Origin of the sequence: Blastococcus deserti (genome assembly GCF_042682525.1) — a bacterium.
Classification (GTDB): Bacteria; Actinomycetota; Actinomycetes; order Mycobacteriales; family Geodermatophilaceae; genus Blastococcus_B; species Blastococcus_B deserti.
Genome location: NZ_JBHUHP010000028.1, coordinates 112980 through 130660 on the forward strand (window position 1 = coordinate 112980; position 17681 = coordinate 130660).

The window sequence follows — 17681 nt, forward strand, 5'->3', positions numbered from 1 at the left end:
GCGGGTACCGATCCGGTGACGCCGCAGGTCAGCCGCCATGGTTCCGGTCGAGATGCTGGAGGAGATCGTCGGCGGCCCGCTCGATCTCGGCGTGGTCGTTCTGGGCGGCCCGCTGCTTGGCGTGGATGAGGGCCGCCCGGTTGACCCGTGCGAAGTCCCCGTACGGGAACTTGTACCGGCCCTTGGTCTCCTCGTTCGCCTCCGGGTCGATGGCCAGGTGCCACGCGCCGTAGCCCTCGTAGCCGTGCTCGTCGATCTCGGCGTTCCCGTCGTCGGCGGACGGCGCGGCGTCGGACCACTCCGTGTCGACGTCGACCTTCCCCGCGTCGATGAGCTTCCGTGCCTGCCTGACGGCGTCCTCGTTCACCCGGTAGGTGGTCATGGACGTCCCCTACCCGGTCCGCGGGGTTCAGTCGCGCGTGTCGCTGCCGCCGTCGGTGCCGCCGCCCACGCCGTCCTCGGAGGTCGGCTGCGGGCCGGCGCCCTCGCCGCCGCCCTCGGTGCCGCCCGCGGTGTCTGGCGCGGCCGGCTCGCCCAGGCCCGCCGGCGTGCCCGGAGCCGGGGCGCTCGGCACGTGCGCGTGCGTGGTGGCCTCGGGGGCCTCCGGCGCCGCCGGCTCGTCGCCGAGGAGCCGCCGCAGGGCCGCGCCGGTGATGCGGCGGAACGCCCGCTTGGGGCGGCGGCGGTCGAGGACGGCGACCTCCAGCTGTGCGGCGGTGAGCCGGGTGGGGCCGCCGTTGGCGGCGCCGGCCGTGACCGGGCTGACGGCCGACAGCGCCCGGACGCCGACCTCCAGTGCGTCGGACAGGCCCATGCCCGAGTGGAAGTGCTCGCGGAGATTGCCGGTGACCGCGTCGGCCTGGCCGCCCATGACGACGAAGTCGGGCTCGTCGACGATCGAGCCGTCGAAGGTGAGCCGGTACAGCTGGTCGTCGTCCGGGCGGTCGCCGACCTCGGCGACGCAGAGCTCGACTTCGAAGGGCTTGGTCTGCTGCGTGAAGATCTCGCCCAGGGTCTGGGCGTAGGCGTTGGCGATGATCCGCCCGGTGACGTCGCGGCGGTTGTAGGAGTAGCCGCGGACGTCGGCGAGGCGGACGCCGGCGACGCGGAGGCTCTCGAACTCGCTGTACCGCCCCACGGCGGCGAAGGCGATGCGGTCGTAGAGCTCGCCGACCTTGTGCAGGGTGGAGCTGGGGTTCTCCGCGATGAACAGCACGCCGTCGGCGTAGGTCAGGACGGCGACGCTGCGGCCGCGGGAAATGCCCTTGCGGGCGTACTCCGAGCGGTCACGCATGAGCTGCTCGGGCGAGGCGTAGTAGGGCATGGTCATGGGCTCACGCCTCCCGCGGCATGTTCTGGCGGTCCGCCTCGGCCCGCTCGGTGACGATCGTGTCGGCGATCGCGGCGACCTCGGCGTCGGTGAGCCGGACGGCGCCCTCCGCGTCGACGCGGTAGACGATCGGGTACAGCCGGCGGACGGGGTCGGGTCCGCCGGTGGCCGAGTCGTCGTCGGCGGCGTCGTAGAGGGCCTCGACGAGGGTGCGGGTGGCGTCGTCGGCCCCCAGACCGCTGCGCCACGTCTTCTTGAGGGAGTTCTTGGCGAACAGCGAGCCGGAGCCGACGGCGGCGTAGCCGCGCTCCTCGTAGTTCCCGCCGGTGACGTCGTAGCTGAAGATCCGTCCGGGGGTGACGCCCGGGGCGGCGTCGAGGTCGTAGCCGGCGAACAGCGGGACGACGGCCAGACCCTGCATCGCGGCGCCGAGGTTGCCGCGGATCATCTGGGCGAGCCGGTTGGCCTTGCCGTCGAGGGACATCGTGAGGCCCTCGATCTTCTCGTAGTGCTCGAGCTCGACCTGGTAGAGCTTCACCATCTCGATGGCGATGCCCGCGGCGCCGGCGATGCCGATGACGCTGTAGGAGTCGGCCGGGTAGACCTTCTCGATGTCACGGGACGAGATCAGGTTGCCCATGGTGGCGCGCCGGTCGCCGCCCATGAGGACGCCGTCCTCGTAGGTGACGGCGACGATCGTCGTGCCGTGCGGCGCGATGTCGCCCACGGGCAGCGTCGGCACGGGACGGCGGCCGGGCAGGAGCTCAGGCGCGGTGGTGGCGAGGAAGTCGGTGAACGAGGAGCCCACCCGGTCCAGATAGGCGGGCGGGAACCCGCTCCGGCCGATCGACTGCTCGCTCACTCATCCGCCTCTCCCGCCTGCGTCCGCCGGCGTGCACCGCTGCTCCGCCCGGTGCTCCGCGTGCTGGTTCCGCGGGCGCTCGGGCGTCGCTGCGACCCTACCGGCGGCTCCCCTGGTCGGATGGCCCGGACCGGACCTATGCCAGCAGCCGCGCAGGCAGCGAGCACGTGCTGGCGCAGTGTGTGGAAACGGACGTAATCGGCCGCGGCGCGCAACACGTCCGGATCGTCCCTGAACTGGCCCAGGCCTCCGTTGCAGTTGAAGCAGAGGAGCGCGCGGACGGCGCCGGTGGCGTGGTCGTGATCGACGTGCACCGCGGCTGACTTCTTGCAGATCGCGCACAGACCACCTTGCTGCGACAAGAGGTAGTCCGCCTCAGCGGCTGTGATTCCGTACCGCCGACTCAAGTGATAAGTGCGTGACCCGCCCACTTCTTCCCGCGAAACTTTGCCGCGTTTGCTATGGCATGGCTTGCAGTAGGCGTGGTATCCGGAGCGTGTACGGACTGTGCGAACGAAGTCCTCCAACGGAAGGACGCGGTCGCAGTCGGCGCACCACTTCGATCCCTCGGGAACCACCAGGTCTTTCGCCGGTTGCCGGTAGACGCGTGGTTTCGTGCGCCGCGATTCCCGACTGCGCAATGAGCGCTCGGCGAGATGCATGCGGCAGTAGAAGGCCAGGCCATCTCGCGATCGGGCGTTCTTGCTGAACTCAGAGACAGGACGGTAGTCGCCGCAATCTCCACAGAACTTCGTACTCACCATCGTTTAGCACGAAGTTACTCACTGGCCCCCTTTTTGTACGTATTGCCTAACGAATTCCTCGCTATTCTCCTCGAGCACCTCGTCGATCTCGTCCAACAAGGAATCGACGTCTTCCGTCATTTCCTTGTGGCGTTCGGCGACCTCGGTGTCGACCGAGGCCTCGACCTCGTCGGCGTCCTCGCGCGTGCGCGTCGCCTTCTGCTGTCCGCCGGTGTCCCTGGTGGCCATGCTGCCCTCCGGTCCTTCACGTGACTGCTGCTGGGCTGAAGTTACCCGCCGGATGTGACATCCCGCGTCCGCCGGACGGGTGCGACCGATCAGCCACCCGTGATGGTGTCCACCAGCTCCTGCGCTGTCGAGGTGGACTCGAACAGCGCACCCACGTGCTCCCGCGTGCCACGCAGCGGCTCCATGGTCGGGATGCGGACGAGGTTTTCCCGGCCGAGGTCGAACACGACCGAGTCCCACGAGGCCGCCGCCACCTGGGCCGGATAGCGCCGCAGGCACTCCCCGCGGAAGAAGGCCCGGGTGTCCGCCGGCGGGGTGACCATGGCGCGGGTCACCTCGTCGTCGGTGAGCAGGCGCTGCATGGAGCCGCGGGCCACCAGCCGGTGGTACAGCCCCTTCTCCGGCCGGACGTCGGAGTACTGCAGGTCGACCAGGTGCAGCCGCGAGTCGCCCCACGACAGCCCGTCGCGAGCGCGGTAGCCCTCCAGCAGCCGCAACTTGGCCGGCCAGTCCAGCCGGTCGGCACAGCGCAGCGGGTCGATGGAGAGGTCCTCCAGCACCTCGGCCCACCGGCGCAGCACGTCGGCGGTCTGCTCGTCGCCCTCACCCCGGTGCTCGACGAACTTCTCCGCCTGCTCGAGGTACAACCGCTGCACGTCCAGCGCCGTCATCTGGCGCCCGTCCCGCAGCCGGATCAGGTGGGTCAGGGACGGGTCGTGGCTGATCGCCTGCAGCGCCTCCACCGGCTCCTCGATGGCGAGGTCACGGGGCAGCGCGCGCGCCTCGATCATCGCCAGCACCAGGGCCGTCGTCCCCACCTTGAGATAGGTCGACAGCTCGGAGAGGTTGGCGTCGCCGATGATCACGTGCAGCCGCCTGTATTTGTCCGCGTCCGCGTGCGGCTCGTCGCGGGTGTTGATGATCGGCCGCTTCAGCGTCGTCTCCAGGCCCACCTCGACCTCGAAGAAGTCGGCTCGCTGCGACAGCTGGAAGCCCTGGGTGCGGCCCTCCGTGCCGATGCCCACCCGGCCCGCGCCGGCGAACACCTGCCGGGTGACGAAGAACGGCACCAGCCCGCGGATGATCTCGATGAACGGCGTCCTGCGGTCCATCAGGTAGTTCTCGTGCGCCCCGTAGGACGCGCCCTTGCCATCGGTGTTGTTCTTGTAGAGCTGGATCGCCGGCTGTCCGGGGATGCGGGCCGCCCGCCGGGCCGCCTCGGCCATCACCTGCTCCCCCGCCTTGTCCCAGAGGACGACGTCGCGCGGGTTGGTCACCTCCGGCGTCGAGTACTCCGGGTGCGCGTGGTCCACGTAGAGGCGGGCGCCGTTGGTCAGGATGACGTTGGCCATCCCGGTGTCCTCGTCGAGGTCGTTGTGGTCGAGCGCCTGCGCCGGCGAGAGGTCGAACCCGCGGGCGTCCCGCAGCGGCGACTCCTCCTCGAAGTCCCAGCGGGGACGGCGGGGTGTGGGGGCCTCGGCGACCGCCCAGGCGTTCACCACCTGGCTCGACAGCGTCGTCGGGTTGGCGGTCGGCTGCCCGGGCACCGAGATGCCGTACTCGACCTCGGTACCCATGACCCGCCGCACGCTCATGGACCAACCCTAGGCGTCGGGTTCGGGACCGGCCGCACGCACGCCGACGGCCCGGCCCCGTGCCGGGACCGGGCCGTCGTGGCCTCGTCCAGGAGCCCGCCCCGAGCTTGCCGAGGGTCGGGGGACGAGGCCTCCTGCTACAGGTACTGGCCGGTGTTCGTGGCCGTGTCGATGGCCCGACCCGACTCGTTGCCCTTGCCGCTGATGAGCGTGCGGATGTAGACGATCCGCTCGCCCTTCTTGCCCGAGATCCGCGCCCAGTCGTCGGGGTTGGTGGTGTTGGGCAGGTCCTCGTTCTCCTTGAACTCGTCGAGGCAGGCCGCCATCAGATGGCTGACCCGGAGCCCACCGTTGCCGGTCTCCAGCTGCTCCTTGATCGCCATCTTCTTGGCCCGGTCGACGATGTTCTGCAGCATGGCGCCGGAGTTGAAGTCCTTGAAGTACAGGACCTCCTTGTCACCGTTGGCGTAGGTGACCTCGAGGAAGCGGTTCTCCTCGCTCTCGGTGTACATGCGCTCGACGGTGCGCTGGATCATCCCGGCGATGGTGGCCTCGCGGCTGCCGCCGTGCTCGGCCAGGTCGTCGGGGTGGATCGGCAGCGACGTCGTCAGGTACTTGCTGAAGATGTCGCGCGCCGCCTCGGCGTCCGGCCGCTCGATCTTGATCTTCACGTCGAGCCGGCCCGGGCGGAGGATCGCCGGGTCGATCATGTCCTCCCGGTTGGAGGCGCCGATGACGATGACGTTCTCCAGGCCCTCCACGCCGTCGATCTCGCTGAGCAGCTGCGGCACGATCGTCGACTCGACGTCGGAGGAGACCCCGGACCCGCGGGTGCGGAAGATCGAGTCCATCTCGTCGAAGAACACGATGACCGGCGTGCCCTCGCTGGCCTTCTCTCGCGCCCGCTGGAACACCAGGCGGATGTGCCGCTCGGTCTCGCCGACGTACTTGTTCAGCAGCTCGGGGCCCTTGATGTTGAGGAAGTAGGACTTTCCCTGGCTGGTGTCGTCGTCGCCACGGACGGCGGCCACCTTCTTGGCCAGCGAGTTGGCCACGGCCTTGGCGATCAGCGTCTTGCCGCAGCCGGGCGGGCCGTACAGGAGGATCCCCTTGGGCGGGCGCAACTCGTACTCGCGAAACAGGTTCGCGTGCAGGAACGGCAGCTCGACGGCGTCCCGGATCTGCTCGATCTGCCGCGCCAGCCCCCCGATGTCGCTGTAGTCGATGTCGGGGACCTCTTCGAGGACGAGCTCCTCGACCTCGCTCTTCGGGATGCGCTCGTAGACGTAGCCCGACCGCGACTCCAGCAGCAGCGAGTCGCCGACCCGCAGCGGCTGATCGGTCAGCGAGTCGGCGAGGTAGACCACCCGCTCCTCGTCGGTGTGCCCGATGACCAGGGCTCGCGGGGTCACGCCGTCGATGGGCTCGAGGAGCTCCTTGAGCATGACGATGTCGCCGGCGCGCTCGAAGCCTCGTGCCTCGACCACGTTCATCGCCTCGTTGAGCATGACCTCCTGGCCGGTGCGCAGGTCGTTCACCTCGACGTTCGGCGAGACCGACACCCGCAGCTTGCGGCCGCCGGTGAAGACGTCCACCGTGCCGTCGTCGTGCCGGGTGAGGAAGACGCCGTAGCCGGACGGCGGCTGCCCGAGCCGGTCGACCTCCTCCTTGAGCGTGACCAGCTGCTCCCGGGCGTCGCGCAGCGTGCCTGCCAGCTTGTCGTTGCGCTCGGACAGGAAGGCCGCGCGGCCCTCCGCCTCGGCGATGCGCTCCTCCAGGAGCCGCACCTGCCGGGGGCTGTCGGCCACCTTCCGCCGGAGGAGACCGATCTCTTCCTCGAGGTAGGAGATCTGGCTCAGCAGTGCCGCGACGTCACGTTCACGCCGCGCTCGAGTCTCGTCGGGGTTCAGACCCATCGCGCACCTCCACACACATCGAGGGAGTCAAGACGCAAATCTATACACGCGCCACGACAGTTCGCCGTGGGCTCGCGCGGAGCTGTGACCGGCCTGTCACCTGAGCCCCCACGACGGCTCCCGCCCAGGCCCGCCGCGGCCCCGTACGGGGTCCCGCCGTGGACCTGCCACGTCCGGCGATGGCGGACTCCCGCACCGTGGCGGGACCACCCCGCCCTCCTCCGCCGGCCTCGGGGGCTCGGCGCGGGCCTCCGCACGGGGCCGGCTCACGTCTTCTGCGGGCGCCGCTGCCGCATCGGTGCGACGGTGCCCTCGGCCAGCCGCCGCGCGGTGACCAGGAAGGCGGTGTGGGCCACCATCCGGTGCTCGGGGCGCACCGCCAGCCCCACGGCGTGCCAGGGCCGCAGCAGCGACTCCCACGCGTGCGGTTCGGTCCACACCCCCTGCGCGCGCAGCGCCTCGACGTAGGTCGACAGCTGCGTCGTCGTCGCCACGTAACCGATCAGCACTCCGCCGGGGCGCAGCGCGGCGGCCACCGTGGGCAGGACCGCCCAGGGCTCCAGCATGTCGAGGACGACCCGGTCGACAACCTCCGCGGCCGGGTGCTCGGCGAGATCGCCCAGCCGCAGCGACCAGTTGCCCGGCACCTCGCCGAAGAACGCCCCGACGTTGGCACGGGCCACGTCGGCGAAGTCCTCGCGGCGCTCGTAGCTGGTCACGGTCCCGGCCGAGCCGACCGCCCGCAGGAGCGAGCAGGTGAGCGCCCCCGACCCGGCCCCGGCCTCCAGGACCCGCATGCCGGGGCCGACGTCACCGAAGCCGACGATCTGCGCGGCGTCCTTGGGATAGATGACCTGGGCTCCACGAGGCATGGACAGCACGAAGTCGGCCAGCAGCGGCCGGAAGGCCAGATACCCGGTGTTGGCGGTGGAGTGCACGACGGAGCCCTCCGGCGCGCCGATGAGGTCGTCGTGGGCGATGGCCCCGCGGTGGGTGTGGAACTGCTTGCCCGGCTCCAGGACGACGGTGTGCAGCCGGCCCTTGGGATCGGTGAGCTGCACCCGGTCCCCCGGGGCGAACGATCCGGGGACCGGTTCCCGCGAGAACGGCGGGATCCCCCCCGGCTCGGGGACGGCGTCGACCTGCTCCTGCTCCGTGTTCACAGGCGGCCAGCGTACGGACGGGGGCGGATGTGACCCCCGGTACGTACGCGGCGCGGCACCCCGAACTGTCGGGGGTCCGACCTAGCCTCGGATGCATGACGGCGGTGGCGCAGGACTCGGCGCGGGGCAGCACGGCGCAGGACCCGGCGCGGGGCAGCACGGCGCAGGACCCGGCGCGGGGCAGCACGGCGCAGGACCCGGCGCGGGGTGGCACGGCCGGGGCCAGCACGGCGCAGGACTCGGCCGGGGTGGGCGGCGGGGTCCCGGCCTCGGACGTGGGAGCCATCGACGCGGCGGTCGCCGCGGCCCCGCGTCGTCCCTCGCTCTCCCCCAGCCGCGCGGCCGACTTCAAGACCTGCCCGCTGCTCTACCGCTTCCGGACGATCGACCGGCTGCCCGAGCGCAAGAGCCTGGCGGCCGTCCGCGGCACGCTGGTGCACGCGGTCCTGGAGCGGCTGTACGACCTGCCGCCGGCGGGACGCACGGTGGAGGCGGCGCAGGAGCTGCTGGAGCCGGCCTGGGCCGAGCTGCGCGACGATCCGGGCATCGCCGAGCTGTTCGAGACGGCTCAGGACGACGGCGCGGAGACCGATGCCAACGCCCCGGAGTCGGTCCAGGCGTGGCTGGCCTCGGCGGCCGAGCTGGTCGGGAAGTACTTCACGCTCGAGGACCCGACGCGCATCCAGCCGGCCGGGCGCGAGCAGCTGGTGGAGGTCACGCTGCCCGACGGGCTCCTGCTGCGCGGGTTCGTCGACCGGCTCGACGTGGCACCCAACGGCGCCCTGCGCGTGGTCGACTACAAGACCGGCTCGATGCCGCGGGAGGCGTTCGAGGCCAAGGCGCTGTTCCAGATGAAGTTCTACGCGCTGGTGCTCTGGCGCACCCGCGGGGTGGTCGCCGCCCAGCTCAAGTTGATCTACCTCGGAGACGGCGACACGCTCACCTACGCACCGGACGAGGCCGAGCTGCTGCGGTTCGAGCGAACCCTGCAGGCCATCTGGGCCGCGATCGAGCGGGCGGTGGCCACGGGTGACTTCCGCCCCAACAAGACCCGGCTGTGCGGCTGGTGCGACCACCAGGCCGTCTGCCCGGCGTTCGGCGGCACTCCCCCGCCCTTCCCCGCCGAGGCCGCCGCCGCGGCCGGATGGCAGACCCTGCTGCCGGTCGTCGAGCGGGACTGAGGCAGCCGCTCCCCGATCACGCGGGCACGGAGCTCAGTGCGCCTGACCGCCGAGGTTGACCAGGACGACGCCGGCGACGATCAGCAGGATGCCCGCGACCTGCCAGGTGGAGATGGGCTGGCCCAGGAACGTGGCCCCCACGGCGACCACGGTCAGCGTCCCCACGCCGGCCCAGATCGCGTACGCGATGCCGACGGGCATGGACTTGACGACGTGCGCCAGGAGGAAGGCGGCGAACCCGTAGCCGCCCACCACGACGACGCTGGGCACCACGAGGGTGAAGCCGGCGGTGCGCGGCAGGGCCGAGGTGGCCAGCACCTCCGCGGCGATCGCGACGGTCAGCAGCAAGTAGACCAAGGACGTCCCTTCCTCGACATGGGCCCGGACCGGCCCGGCCGGCCCGGCGTCCCGGAGCACCGTCGGCGCCGGGACGGCGACGCGGCCCGCATCTCCGGGCGCAGGAGCGGCCCCGGGAGATGCGGACCGCGTCGGGCGGTACCGCTGGTCAGATCACGGCAGCCAGGCCTGGACCTTGTCCTCGTTCTCCGAGATCCACTTCTTCGCGGCGTCCGCCGAGCTCATCCCGTCCTCGGCGATGTACTTGGCCACGATGTTCTGGTCGTCGTTGGTCCAGGTGAAGTTCTCGATCAGCTGGAAGGCCGGGCCGTTCTCCTCCGCGAACTCCTTGCTCACGATCTTGTCCAGCTCGTACTCGGGGTAGTCGCAGGCGACCTTCTCCGGGTCGGCGTCACAGCCCTCGGTGTACTCGGGCAGGTTCACCTTCTGGAGATCGACCTCTGAGAGGAACCACTGCGGCGCGTAGAAGTAGCCGATCAGCGGCGTCCGGTTCTGCTCCGCCTGCCGGAAGGCCGTGATGAGGGCGGCCTCGGATCCGGCGTACACGACCTCGAAGTTGAGGTTCAGGTTCTTCACCAGGGCGGCGTCGTTGGTCACGAAGGACGGGTCGCCGTCCAGTAGCTGTCCCTTGCCGCCCGACTCGGAGGTCTTGAACAGGTCGGCGTACTTGTTCAGGTTCTCCCAGTCGGTGATGTCCGGGTACTCCTCGACCATCCACGGCGGCACCCACCAGCCGATGACGCCGATGTTGCCGGTGGGCCCGGCCTCGACGGCGACCTGCTGGTCGGTGATGTACTTCTGCTTGAGGTCCTCGTGACCCCAGTTCTCCACGATGGCGTCGACCTCACCGGTGGCGAAGCCCTGCCAGGCGACCTCCTCCTTGAGGTTCTTCAGCTCGACGGTGCACCCGAGCTCGGACTCGGCGACCTCGGCGATCACGGCGGCGTTGGCCTCGTAGCCGACCCAGGGGTTCACGGCGATGTCCACCGTGCCGCACTCGCCGGAGCCCCCGGAGCCGGAGCCGGAGCTGCTGGACTCCTCGATGGTGGCGCCGCCGCACCCGGCGAGCCCCAGGGACAACACGGCAGTGACCGCCGCGGCACGCGCGGCACCACCGCGACGGGAACGAGCAGACAGGAGCACGCGGCTCACCTTTCGGTCGCGACCGCCACCAGCGGGCGGTCTGAGGCGTCCTCGTCGGCCGAGGACGGGTTCCTGGGGGCGGGGGCGGCCGGGCCGGCGGAGCGGCGCGCGTCCACCCGGCGGCGCGAGGGCGCCGCGGTGCCGGTGCGCGCGGCGGCGGCCTGCGCGACCCGGTCGAGCATGATGCCGAGCAGCACGATCGCCATGCCGGCAGCCAGTCCCTTGCCGTAGAGCTGCGCCTGGCTGAAGCCGGCGACGACGTCGTAGCCCAGCGCACCGGCCCCGACGAGACCGCCGACGACCACCATGGCCAGGACGTAGATCAGCCCCTGGTTGGTGGCCAGCGCGATGGCGTGCCGGCTCATCGGCAGCTGGACCTTGCGGATCAGCTGCCAGGGGGTCGACCCCGCCGCCGTCGCGGCCTCCACCGTGGCGCCCGGCACGGCGCGGACGCCGTCGGCGATGATCTTCGTGGCGACCGGCACGGCGTAGACGACCGCGGCGACGATCGCGGTGAAGCGGCTCGCGGCGAAGAGGGCGAGGAACGGCACGAGGTAGACGAACGACGGCATCGTCTGCGCGGCGTCCAGGACCGGCCGGAGGGCGGTGTCCATGCGGTAGCTGCGGCCCATCGCCACGCCGAGGACCACGGCGACGGCCATGGTCAGCGCGGTCGCCAGGAGGGTGGCCGCGAGCGTGGTCATGGCGTCGCTCCACAGCCCGAGGCCGATCACCAGACCCAGGCAGACGACCACCGGGACGACCGCCCGCAGCCCCCCGAGGACCCCGGCCAGGGCGGCGAGCGCGGCCAGGACGACCCACCACGGGCTGTCGGTGAGCAGCGACTGCAGCGGGTTGATCACCCCGGTGGTGACGCCGTCCTTCAGGCCGAGCGTGAGCACCGAGAGGTTCGTCTGCACCCAGTCGCTCACGTCGGTCGCGGTGCGGGTGATCCAGGGCCCGACCGGCGAGCCGGGCGGGAACTCCGCCGCCCACACGTACGTCCGCGACAGCCAGACGGCCACCGCCGTGAGGACGACACCCACCGCGACGGCGGCGCGGCGGACGGTCCGGGAGGCCGGGGAGCGCCCGCCCTGGGCCGCGGCGTCGGTGCGGACGCTGATGGCCGTCGTCGTCCGGTCCAGCACGATGGCCAGGACCACGATCGCCAGGCCGGCGTTGAACGCCACGCCGACGTTGAGCGTCTCCAGCGCCTGCAGCACCGTCTGCCCCAGGCCGGGCGCGTTGATCAGCGCGGCCACGGTGGCCATGGCCAGCGCGGCCATCATGGTCTGGTTGATGCCGGTCACGATCATCCGCCGGGCGAGCGGGAGCCGGACGGTGCGGAGGGTCTGCCGGCGGTCGGCACCCAGGGAGACGGCGGCCTCGACGACGCCGTCGGGGGCGTGCCGGATCGCGTGCGCGGTGAGCCGGATGACCGGCGGCGCGGCGTAGATGATCGTGGCGATGGTCGCCGAGGCCGGGCCGATGAGGAAGAAGAGGGTGAGCGGGACCAGGTAGACGAACGACGGCATCGTCTGCATGAAGTCCAGCACCGGCGTGACCACGCGGTTGACCCGCTTCGACATCCCGGCCCAGACGCCCAGGGGGATGCCGAACAACAGGGAGATGATCACCGCGGCGATGGTGAGCGCCAGGGTGTCCATGGCCTCGGTCCACAGCCCCTGCAGGGCGATGAAGACCAGTCCGGCGGCGGTCAGGGCGGCCACTCGCAGCGACCCGGCGACGGCGGCCACCAGCGTGAACAGGGCGACGACGCCCAGCCAGCCGATCACCGGGACCGGGCGCCCGAACGACGGCTGCACGATGAGGTCCCGGATGAAGGTGACGAACAGGTCGATCACCAGGCGGATCTCGTTGAACCCGTACAGGAACAGCGGGTTGGTGTTGCGGCCGGCGCTGATGGAGTCGGAGAACGCGGTGATGTCCCGGTGCAGCGGCGTGAGATCCGCGGGCGCCAGCGCGAGCGTCCCCTGGCCCCGGAACAGGAAGTAGAGGCCCACCCAGGCCAGCAGGATCCCGGCGGTCACCCAGCCCCGCCCGGGCCGCCGGACGACCGGTCGCGCCGGTGTCTGCGCCACGGCGGCCATGCTCAGTGCCCCTCGTCGGGGCCGGCGACGACGGCCAGGATCTCCGCGTCGTCGACGATGCCGAGCAGCTGGCCGTCGCGGACCACCTTGACCGGCCGGTCGGAGGACAGGACGGCGCGGATGGCCTCCCGGACGACGACGTCGGGGCCGAGCTCCGGGCCGTCGAGCGCGTCGTCCGGGCGCACCTCGCGCATGATCCAGCGGAGGGTCAGCACGTGCGAGCGCGGGACCTCGCGGACGAAGTCGCGCACGTAGTCGTCGACCGGGGCGCCCACCAGCTCGTCGCCCGTGCCGCACTGGACCGGGCGACCGTCGCGCATGATGAGGATGCGGTCGCCGAGCTTGAGGGCCTCGGAGAGATCGTGGGTGATGAAGACCATCGTCTTGCCGACCTCGTGGTGCAGGCGGATGACCTCCTCCTGCATGTCCCGGCGGATCAGCGGGTCGAGCGCCGAGAAGGGCTCGTCGAAGAAGAGCACGTCGGGGTCGCCCGCGAGCGCCCGTGCCAGGCCGACGCGCTGCTGCATGCCCCCGGAGAGCTGGTCGGGGTGGTGGTTCTCGTACCCGGAGAGCCCGACGAGCTCGGTGACCTCACCGGCCCGACGTCGCCGCTCCGCCCGGGACATGCCGCCGATCTCCAGGCCGTACGCCACGTTGTCCAGCACGCTGCGGTGCGGCAGGAGGCCGAAGTGCTGGAAGACCATGGAGAACTTGCGGCGGCGCAGCTCGCGCAGCCGCTTCTCGTCGCACGCGAGGATGTCCTCCCCCTCGAACAGCACCTGCCCCGCGGTCGGTTCGACGAGCCGGGTCAGGCAGCGGACGAGGGTCGACTTGCCCGATCCGGACAGGCCCATGACGACGAAGACCTCACCGGGCGCGACGTCGAAGTCGACCTCCCGGACGGCGGCGGTGCAGCCGGTCCGCTCCACCAGCTCGCGGCGGGAGAGCTCGCACAGCTCCGGCGATGCAGGGATGGACGCGGCCTTCGGCCCGAAGACCTTCCACAGGTTCCGGACGGAGATCACCGGCGAGTCCGGAGCACCGGCCGTGGTCGACGGCACGGCCTCGGGAGCGGTCACCACACCCGCGCTCACGCCCGGGCCCCGGCGACGCGACCCGGCGAGGCAGACTGGACCGACCGGCCGCCTCCGGCCGCCGGTCGGGGGTGGCGAGCGTGATGGCAGGCCATGGCCTCTCCTTGCCTCGCGGCGGGCCTCGTGCTGCGGCCCGTCTCCGTCGGATGGGTACTGCCGAGCTGTTGCGCTATGCGCAAACGTTGCGCGGAAAGATACGGGCGGGCGCGCGCCGCGCGGAAGACCTGCGCGGGAAGAAGATGTGACCGTAACCGTCCGGCGCACGCGCCCTGCTGTCGCAACCCGGAAGGGCGGCGAGCGGCGGCCCCGGGACACCGTCCCGGGCGAGAGGGGACGACGGCGCGGGACGAAACCCGGGACGACCGAGCCGGCCGGGGGCGGGCGATCACCTGTGCGCCGGCAGCTGGACGGCGCCGAACGCGCGGAGGGACCGGAGCCGTGTCCAGCATCACTCGCGCAAACCCTCCCGCTCTGCCAGCCACCTGGTATATCAACTGGAGCTGCACGATATGTCTTCGTCGCCTGCTGGGCAAGGATCTTCTCGTCGTGCACCTGCACAGCGGCGCCGAGCCGGACAGCGCCCGCCCACCACGCCACCTGTCGAGCGGCCCGCGCCGGGGCCGCCCCCGACCCACGACCCCCGGGCGAGCCGGGGCGGGCCGGGGCGGGCCGGGGCGGGCCGGGGGCGGGAGGGCCGCGTCCCTGGCGGGAGGGCCGCGTCGCTGGCGGGAGGGCCGCGTCCCTGGCGGGAGAGCCGCCCCCGTGGCGGAAGGAGCCCCGAGGTCGGCGACACTAGGCTGGCCGGGTGAGCCAGCGGACTGCGAACGCTGACGAGAAGGTGGACCGGCAGGCGCTGATCCTCGAAGCCGTGGTGAGCCTGCTGTCGCGCCACGGCATCTCCGGCCTCAGCATGCGGGCGGTCGCGCGCGAGGCGGGCGTCGCCTTGGGCCTGGTGAACTACTACTACGCGGACAAGATCAGCCTCATCCGCGCGGCCCTCCGCCGGATCGAGGAGGAGGACGTGGCGATGGTGGAGCCGGATCCGGCCAAGTCCCCGGACGAGCGGCTCCGCACGGCACTGCGCCGCGTCGCGGGCCCGGAGTACCTCACGACCGAGTACCTGTCCCGACGGCTCCAGCTCTGGGCGCTCGCGCACGCCCACGAGGACTTCGCCGCGATCAACACCGAAGCGCAGAACCGGTACCGCGCGGGGCTCGCCGCGCTGATCAGGGCCGCGAGACCCGAGCTCTCGGCCGCCGAGTGCAAGAGGCGCGCCCTCGACATCGTCGTCCTGCAGAACGGCATGTGGCTGACCGCGCTGCTCGGGCTGGACCGTGCGTCCATCCGCAGGAGTGTCGCGCGGTGCGAGGAGATCGCACTGGCCGACTGAGGACCGCGCGCCGGACACGTGTCAGGTGCGCGCCCCGAGCCACGCCGCTCCGATCCTCAGCTCGTCGGCACCGCCGCCCCGCAGGCTCGCGCCCATGACCCCTGGGCGGTCGGACGCGTGCACCCGGAGGCTGCCACCGGGCCAGGAGATGTCGAGGAACCCTCGCCCCTCCACCACCCGTCCCCCGAGGACGTCTCCGAACAGGCGCCGGGAGAACTGCAGGTCCGTGGACCCGAGGTGGGTAGCGCCCAGCCTGGCCGTCAGCTGCGGAGCCTCGTCCCACAGCGGTGTCCACCACAGCGGGTCCGTCGCACCGCGCGTGCTGGGGAAGCGCGCCGTGTCCCGGTCGCGGGTGCTCAGCAGCTCCTGCGCGGACGGGTAGGCGAGGTCGGACTGGGCGAGCTGGACGACGACGCCGTGCCGGTGGTCCGGCGCGAGAAAGGCCTCCCGCCAGGGCGGGTGGTCGTAGGTCTCCCCCACCACCGTCGCCCCCAGAGCCCGGACGCGGTCCACCATGGCCTCGAGGTCGGGCACCGTGAACGTCACGTGGTGCGGCCCCTCACCACGCTTGTCCAGGTGCCGCGTGAGGAAGCCCGGCCCGACCGGCTCCAGCAGCTCCAGCCGACCCCCCGCCTCTGCCGTCCCGACGTGGAGCAGGAGATAGCGGAACTCCGGCAGCGTCTCGCCGGCGATCGGCGTCGCGCCCAGTAGCCGGCGCAGGAGGCGCGCCCAGTCCATGGCGTCGTGGACGGCGAAGGAGGTGTGGTCCAGAGCCACGCCGCCGTCGGACCGCCCCGTGCGCTCGAGGCCGGTCATCGGAACATCCCGGGGTCGAGGGGTGAGGCCGCGGTGAGACCACCGTCGACCGTGAAGCACTGCCCGGTGACGTGGCGGGCGTCGTCGGAGACGAGCCACGCGACCAGGCCGGCCACGTCCGCCGGCTCGCCGAGGCGGCCGGCCGGGTGCCGGGCCAGGGCGTCGCGGCGGGCCGCCTCGGGGTTCCGCGCCAGCGCGAAGGCCTCGTCGGCCATCCCGGTGGTGATCCACCCGGGCCGCACCGCGTTGCACCGGACCTCCGGCCCGTGGTCCACCGCCACCGACCGGGCACCGACGAGGACCGGGGCATGGGGGTGGCGACGGAGCTCGAGTGCGGCATCGCGAACGTCAACACCTGGGCCTGGGAAGGACCGGAGCTGCCCTTCGGCGGCGTCAAGCGCAGCGGCTGCGGCCGGGAGCTGGGCCCGCTCCGCATCGATGAGTTCGCCAGCAAGCGGCTGCTCTACGTCAGGTGAGCCGGGGATCCCGCCCGGAGGGAGTGCGCCGAGGCCCCGTTCCCGCCGTGGGAACGGGGCCTCCGCGCACTCGGGCGGGGTCAGTCGGCGATGCGCCCGGTGACCCACTCGTGGAAGGCCCCGATGTGGTGCTCGGAGGGCACCAGGACGCCGCCACGGGCGTACGCGCGCGACGACATCGCGGGCTGGGTGCGCTCACAGGCTTCGAAGTCCTGCTCGTTGACCCGGTGGAACAGCTCCACGGACCGCGAGACGTCCTTGCCGGACGCCACGACCTCCTTGGAGTACAGCCAGTCGCAGACGACGATGGTGCGGTCCTCGGCGATCGGGAACATGCGGTGGAAGATCGCGTGGTCGGGCACGAGGTTGACGAACACGCTCGGCTTGATCGTGATCGCGTAGTAGCGCCGGTCCTGGTCGTCGGCCACACCCGGGAGCTTCTCGAAGCCCTCGCTGCCGTCGACGGTGAAGCCCTTGACGTCGCCGCCGAACTCGGCGCCGTGGCCGACGTAGTACTGCGCGGCGTACCCGTCGGCGAACTCCGGGAGGACCTCGGTGAGCTCCGGGTGGATCGTCGCGCAGTGGTAGCACTCCATGAAGTTCTCGACGATGAGCTTCCAGTTGGCCTTCACGTCGTAGGTGATCCGCCGGCCGACCTCGAGCGTGTCGAGGTCGTAGCGGTCGATCGACTCCAGGTCGCCCAGGCGCTCGACGACGGCGCCCATCACGTCCTCCTCGAAGGAGGGGGGCTCGTCGGCCAGGCAGACCCAGGCGTAGCCCAGCCACTCCCGCAGGTGCACCGGCACCAGGCCGTACTGGACGCGGTCGACGTCGGGCATGCTCGTCAGGTTCGGGGCGGCGATCAGCTTGCCCGACAGGTCGTAGGTCCAGGCGTGGTACGGGCACTGGAAGGCCCGCTTGACCTCGCCGGAGTCCTCCGTGCAGATCTGGGCACCGCGGTGCCGGCAGATGTTGAGGAAGGCGCGCAGCTGGCCGTCACGGCCGCGGACGACGAGCACGCTCTCCCGACCGACCTGGACCTTCTCGAACTTGCCGGGCGTCGGGAGGTCGGCGGACCGGACGGCGCAGAACCACATCTGCTCGAAGATCTTCGACTGCTCCAGCCCGAAGACGGCCGGGTCGGTGTAGTGCTGCCCGGGCAGCGTCGGGATCAGGCTGGCGGGCAGGTCGGTTGCGGTCATGCGACACCTCGGGTTTGCGTCGGAGACAAGGGTGGACGGGCTGGACGAGAAGA

The 17681-nt window shown here is 71.6% G+C and carries 18 protein-coding genes; 3 read left to right on the top strand and 15 right to left on the bottom strand.

Annotated features, from left to right (window positions below):
* Positions 1-28 precede the first annotated feature (28 nt).
* From ACFSHS_RS19590 to ACFSHS_RS19625, 8 genes are all read right to left on the bottom strand, one after another.
* Positions 29-382, bottom strand: a complete 354-nt coding sequence (locus tag ACFSHS_RS19590; protein ID WP_376879764.1) for a hypothetical protein — start codon at positions 380-382, stop codon at positions 29-31.
* A 27-nt stretch (positions 383-409) separates the two neighbouring features.
* Positions 410-1330, bottom strand: coding sequence for a proteasome subunit alpha (gene prcA, locus ACFSHS_RS19595; protein WP_376879766.1), 921 nt, complete (start codon positions 1328-1330; stop codon positions 410-412).
* Positions 1331-1334: 4 nt separating this feature from the next.
* Positions 1335-2192, bottom strand: coding sequence for a proteasome subunit beta (prcB, locus tag ACFSHS_RS19600; protein ID WP_376879769.1), 858 nt, complete (start codon positions 2190-2192; stop codon positions 1335-1337).
* Positions 2189-2956: an endonuclease VII domain-containing protein gene (locus tag ACFSHS_RS19605; protein ID WP_376879771.1), complete on the bottom strand. Its 768-nt coding sequence runs from the start codon at positions 2954-2956 to the stop codon at positions 2189-2191. The genes prcB and ACFSHS_RS19605 overlap by 4 nt, the downstream gene beginning before the upstream one ends.
* 18 nt (positions 2957-2974) lie before the next feature.
* Positions 2975-3184, bottom strand: a complete 210-nt coding sequence (locus ACFSHS_RS19610) for a ubiquitin-like protein Pup (RefSeq protein ID WP_376879773.1) — start codon at positions 3182-3184, stop codon at positions 2975-2977.
* An 89-nt stretch (positions 3185-3273) separates the two neighbouring features.
* Positions 3274-4779: a depupylase/deamidase Dop gene (dop, locus tag ACFSHS_RS19615; RefSeq protein ID WP_376879776.1), complete on the bottom strand. Its 1506-nt coding sequence runs from the start codon at positions 4777-4779 to the stop codon at positions 3274-3276.
* A 137-nt stretch (positions 4780-4916) separates the two neighbouring features.
* On the bottom strand, positions 4917-6695 hold the full coding sequence (gene arc / locus ACFSHS_RS19620) for a proteasome ATPase (RefSeq protein ID WP_376879779.1): 1779 nt from the start codon (positions 6693-6695) through the stop codon (positions 4917-4919).
* A 266-nt stretch (positions 6696-6961) separates the two neighbouring features.
* Positions 6962-7858, bottom strand: coding sequence for a tRNA (adenine-N1)-methyltransferase (locus ACFSHS_RS19625; RefSeq protein WP_458199692.1), 897 nt, complete (start codon positions 7856-7858; stop codon positions 6962-6964).
* Positions 7859-7953: 95 nt separating this feature from the next.
* Between ACFSHS_RS19625 and ACFSHS_RS19630 the strand changes: the two genes are divergently transcribed.
* Positions 7954-9039 carry a RecB family exonuclease gene (locus tag ACFSHS_RS19630; protein ID WP_376879781.1) on the top strand — a complete coding sequence of 362 codons (1086 nt, stop codon included), beginning with the start codon at positions 7954-7956 and terminating at the stop codon, positions 9037-9039.
* 33 nt (positions 9040-9072) lie between these two features.
* Here ACFSHS_RS19630 and ACFSHS_RS19635 read toward each other — a convergent pair whose 3' ends face one another.
* The 4 genes from ACFSHS_RS19635 to ACFSHS_RS19650 form a co-directional block, all read right to left on the bottom strand.
* On the bottom strand, positions 9073-9396 hold the full coding sequence (locus tag ACFSHS_RS19635) for a DMT family transporter (RefSeq protein ID WP_376879784.1): 324 nt from the start codon (positions 9394-9396) through the stop codon (positions 9073-9075).
* A 153-nt stretch (positions 9397-9549) separates the two neighbouring features.
* On the bottom strand, positions 9550-10539 hold the full coding sequence (locus tag ACFSHS_RS19640) for an ABC transporter substrate-binding protein (protein ID WP_376879786.1): 990 nt from the start codon (positions 10537-10539) through the stop codon (positions 9550-9552).
* Positions 10540-10544: 5 nt separating this feature from the next.
* Positions 10545-12641, bottom strand: a complete 2097-nt coding sequence (locus ACFSHS_RS19645) for an ABC transporter permease subunit (RefSeq protein ID WP_376879788.1) — start codon at positions 12639-12641, stop codon at positions 10545-10547.
* Positions 12642-12652: 11 nt separating this feature from the next.
* Positions 12653-13729 carry a quaternary amine ABC transporter ATP-binding protein gene (locus ACFSHS_RS19650; protein WP_376879791.1) on the bottom strand — a complete coding sequence of 359 codons (1077 nt, stop codon included), beginning with the start codon at positions 13727-13729 and terminating at the stop codon, positions 12653-12655.
* An 820-nt stretch (positions 13730-14549) separates the two neighbouring features.
* Here ACFSHS_RS19650 and ACFSHS_RS19655 point away from each other — a divergent pair.
* Positions 14550-15134 carry a TetR/AcrR family transcriptional regulator gene (locus tag ACFSHS_RS19655; protein ID WP_376879793.1) on the top strand — a complete coding sequence of 195 codons (585 nt, stop codon included), beginning with the start codon at positions 14550-14552 and terminating at the stop codon, positions 15132-15134.
* 21 nt (positions 15135-15155) lie between these two features.
* Here the strand turns inward: ACFSHS_RS19655 and ACFSHS_RS19660 are convergent, their stop codons facing one another.
* Both ACFSHS_RS19660 and ACFSHS_RS19665 read right to left on the bottom strand, forming a co-directional pair.
* Positions 15156-15950, bottom strand: coding sequence for a VOC family protein (locus ACFSHS_RS19660; RefSeq protein ID WP_376879796.1), 795 nt, complete (start codon positions 15948-15950; stop codon positions 15156-15158).
* Entirely contained in the window at positions 15947-16231 is a 285-nt protein-coding gene (locus ACFSHS_RS19665; protein WP_376879799.1) for an SDR family oxidoreductase, read from the bottom strand. Before ACFSHS_RS19665 ends, ACFSHS_RS19660 begins: the two co-directional genes overlap by 4 nt.
* On the opposite strand from ACFSHS_RS19665, the gene ACFSHS_RS19670 reads away from it, so the two are divergent.
* Positions 16217-16426 carry an aldehyde dehydrogenase family protein gene (locus tag ACFSHS_RS19670; protein WP_376879801.1) on the top strand — a complete coding sequence of 70 codons (210 nt, stop codon included), beginning with the start codon at positions 16217-16219 and terminating at the stop codon, positions 16424-16426. The two genes, ACFSHS_RS19665 and ACFSHS_RS19670, sit on opposite strands and share 15 nt — an antisense overlap.
* Positions 16427-16506: 80 nt before the next feature.
* On the opposite strand, the gene ACFSHS_RS19675 is transcribed toward ACFSHS_RS19670, so the two are convergent.
* Complete coding sequence (locus tag ACFSHS_RS19675) at positions 16507-17628, bottom strand: aromatic ring-hydroxylating oxygenase subunit alpha (protein WP_376879804.1); 1122 nt, start codon at positions 17626-17628, stop codon at positions 16507-16509.
* Between the last annotated feature and the right edge of the window lie 53 nt (positions 17629-17681).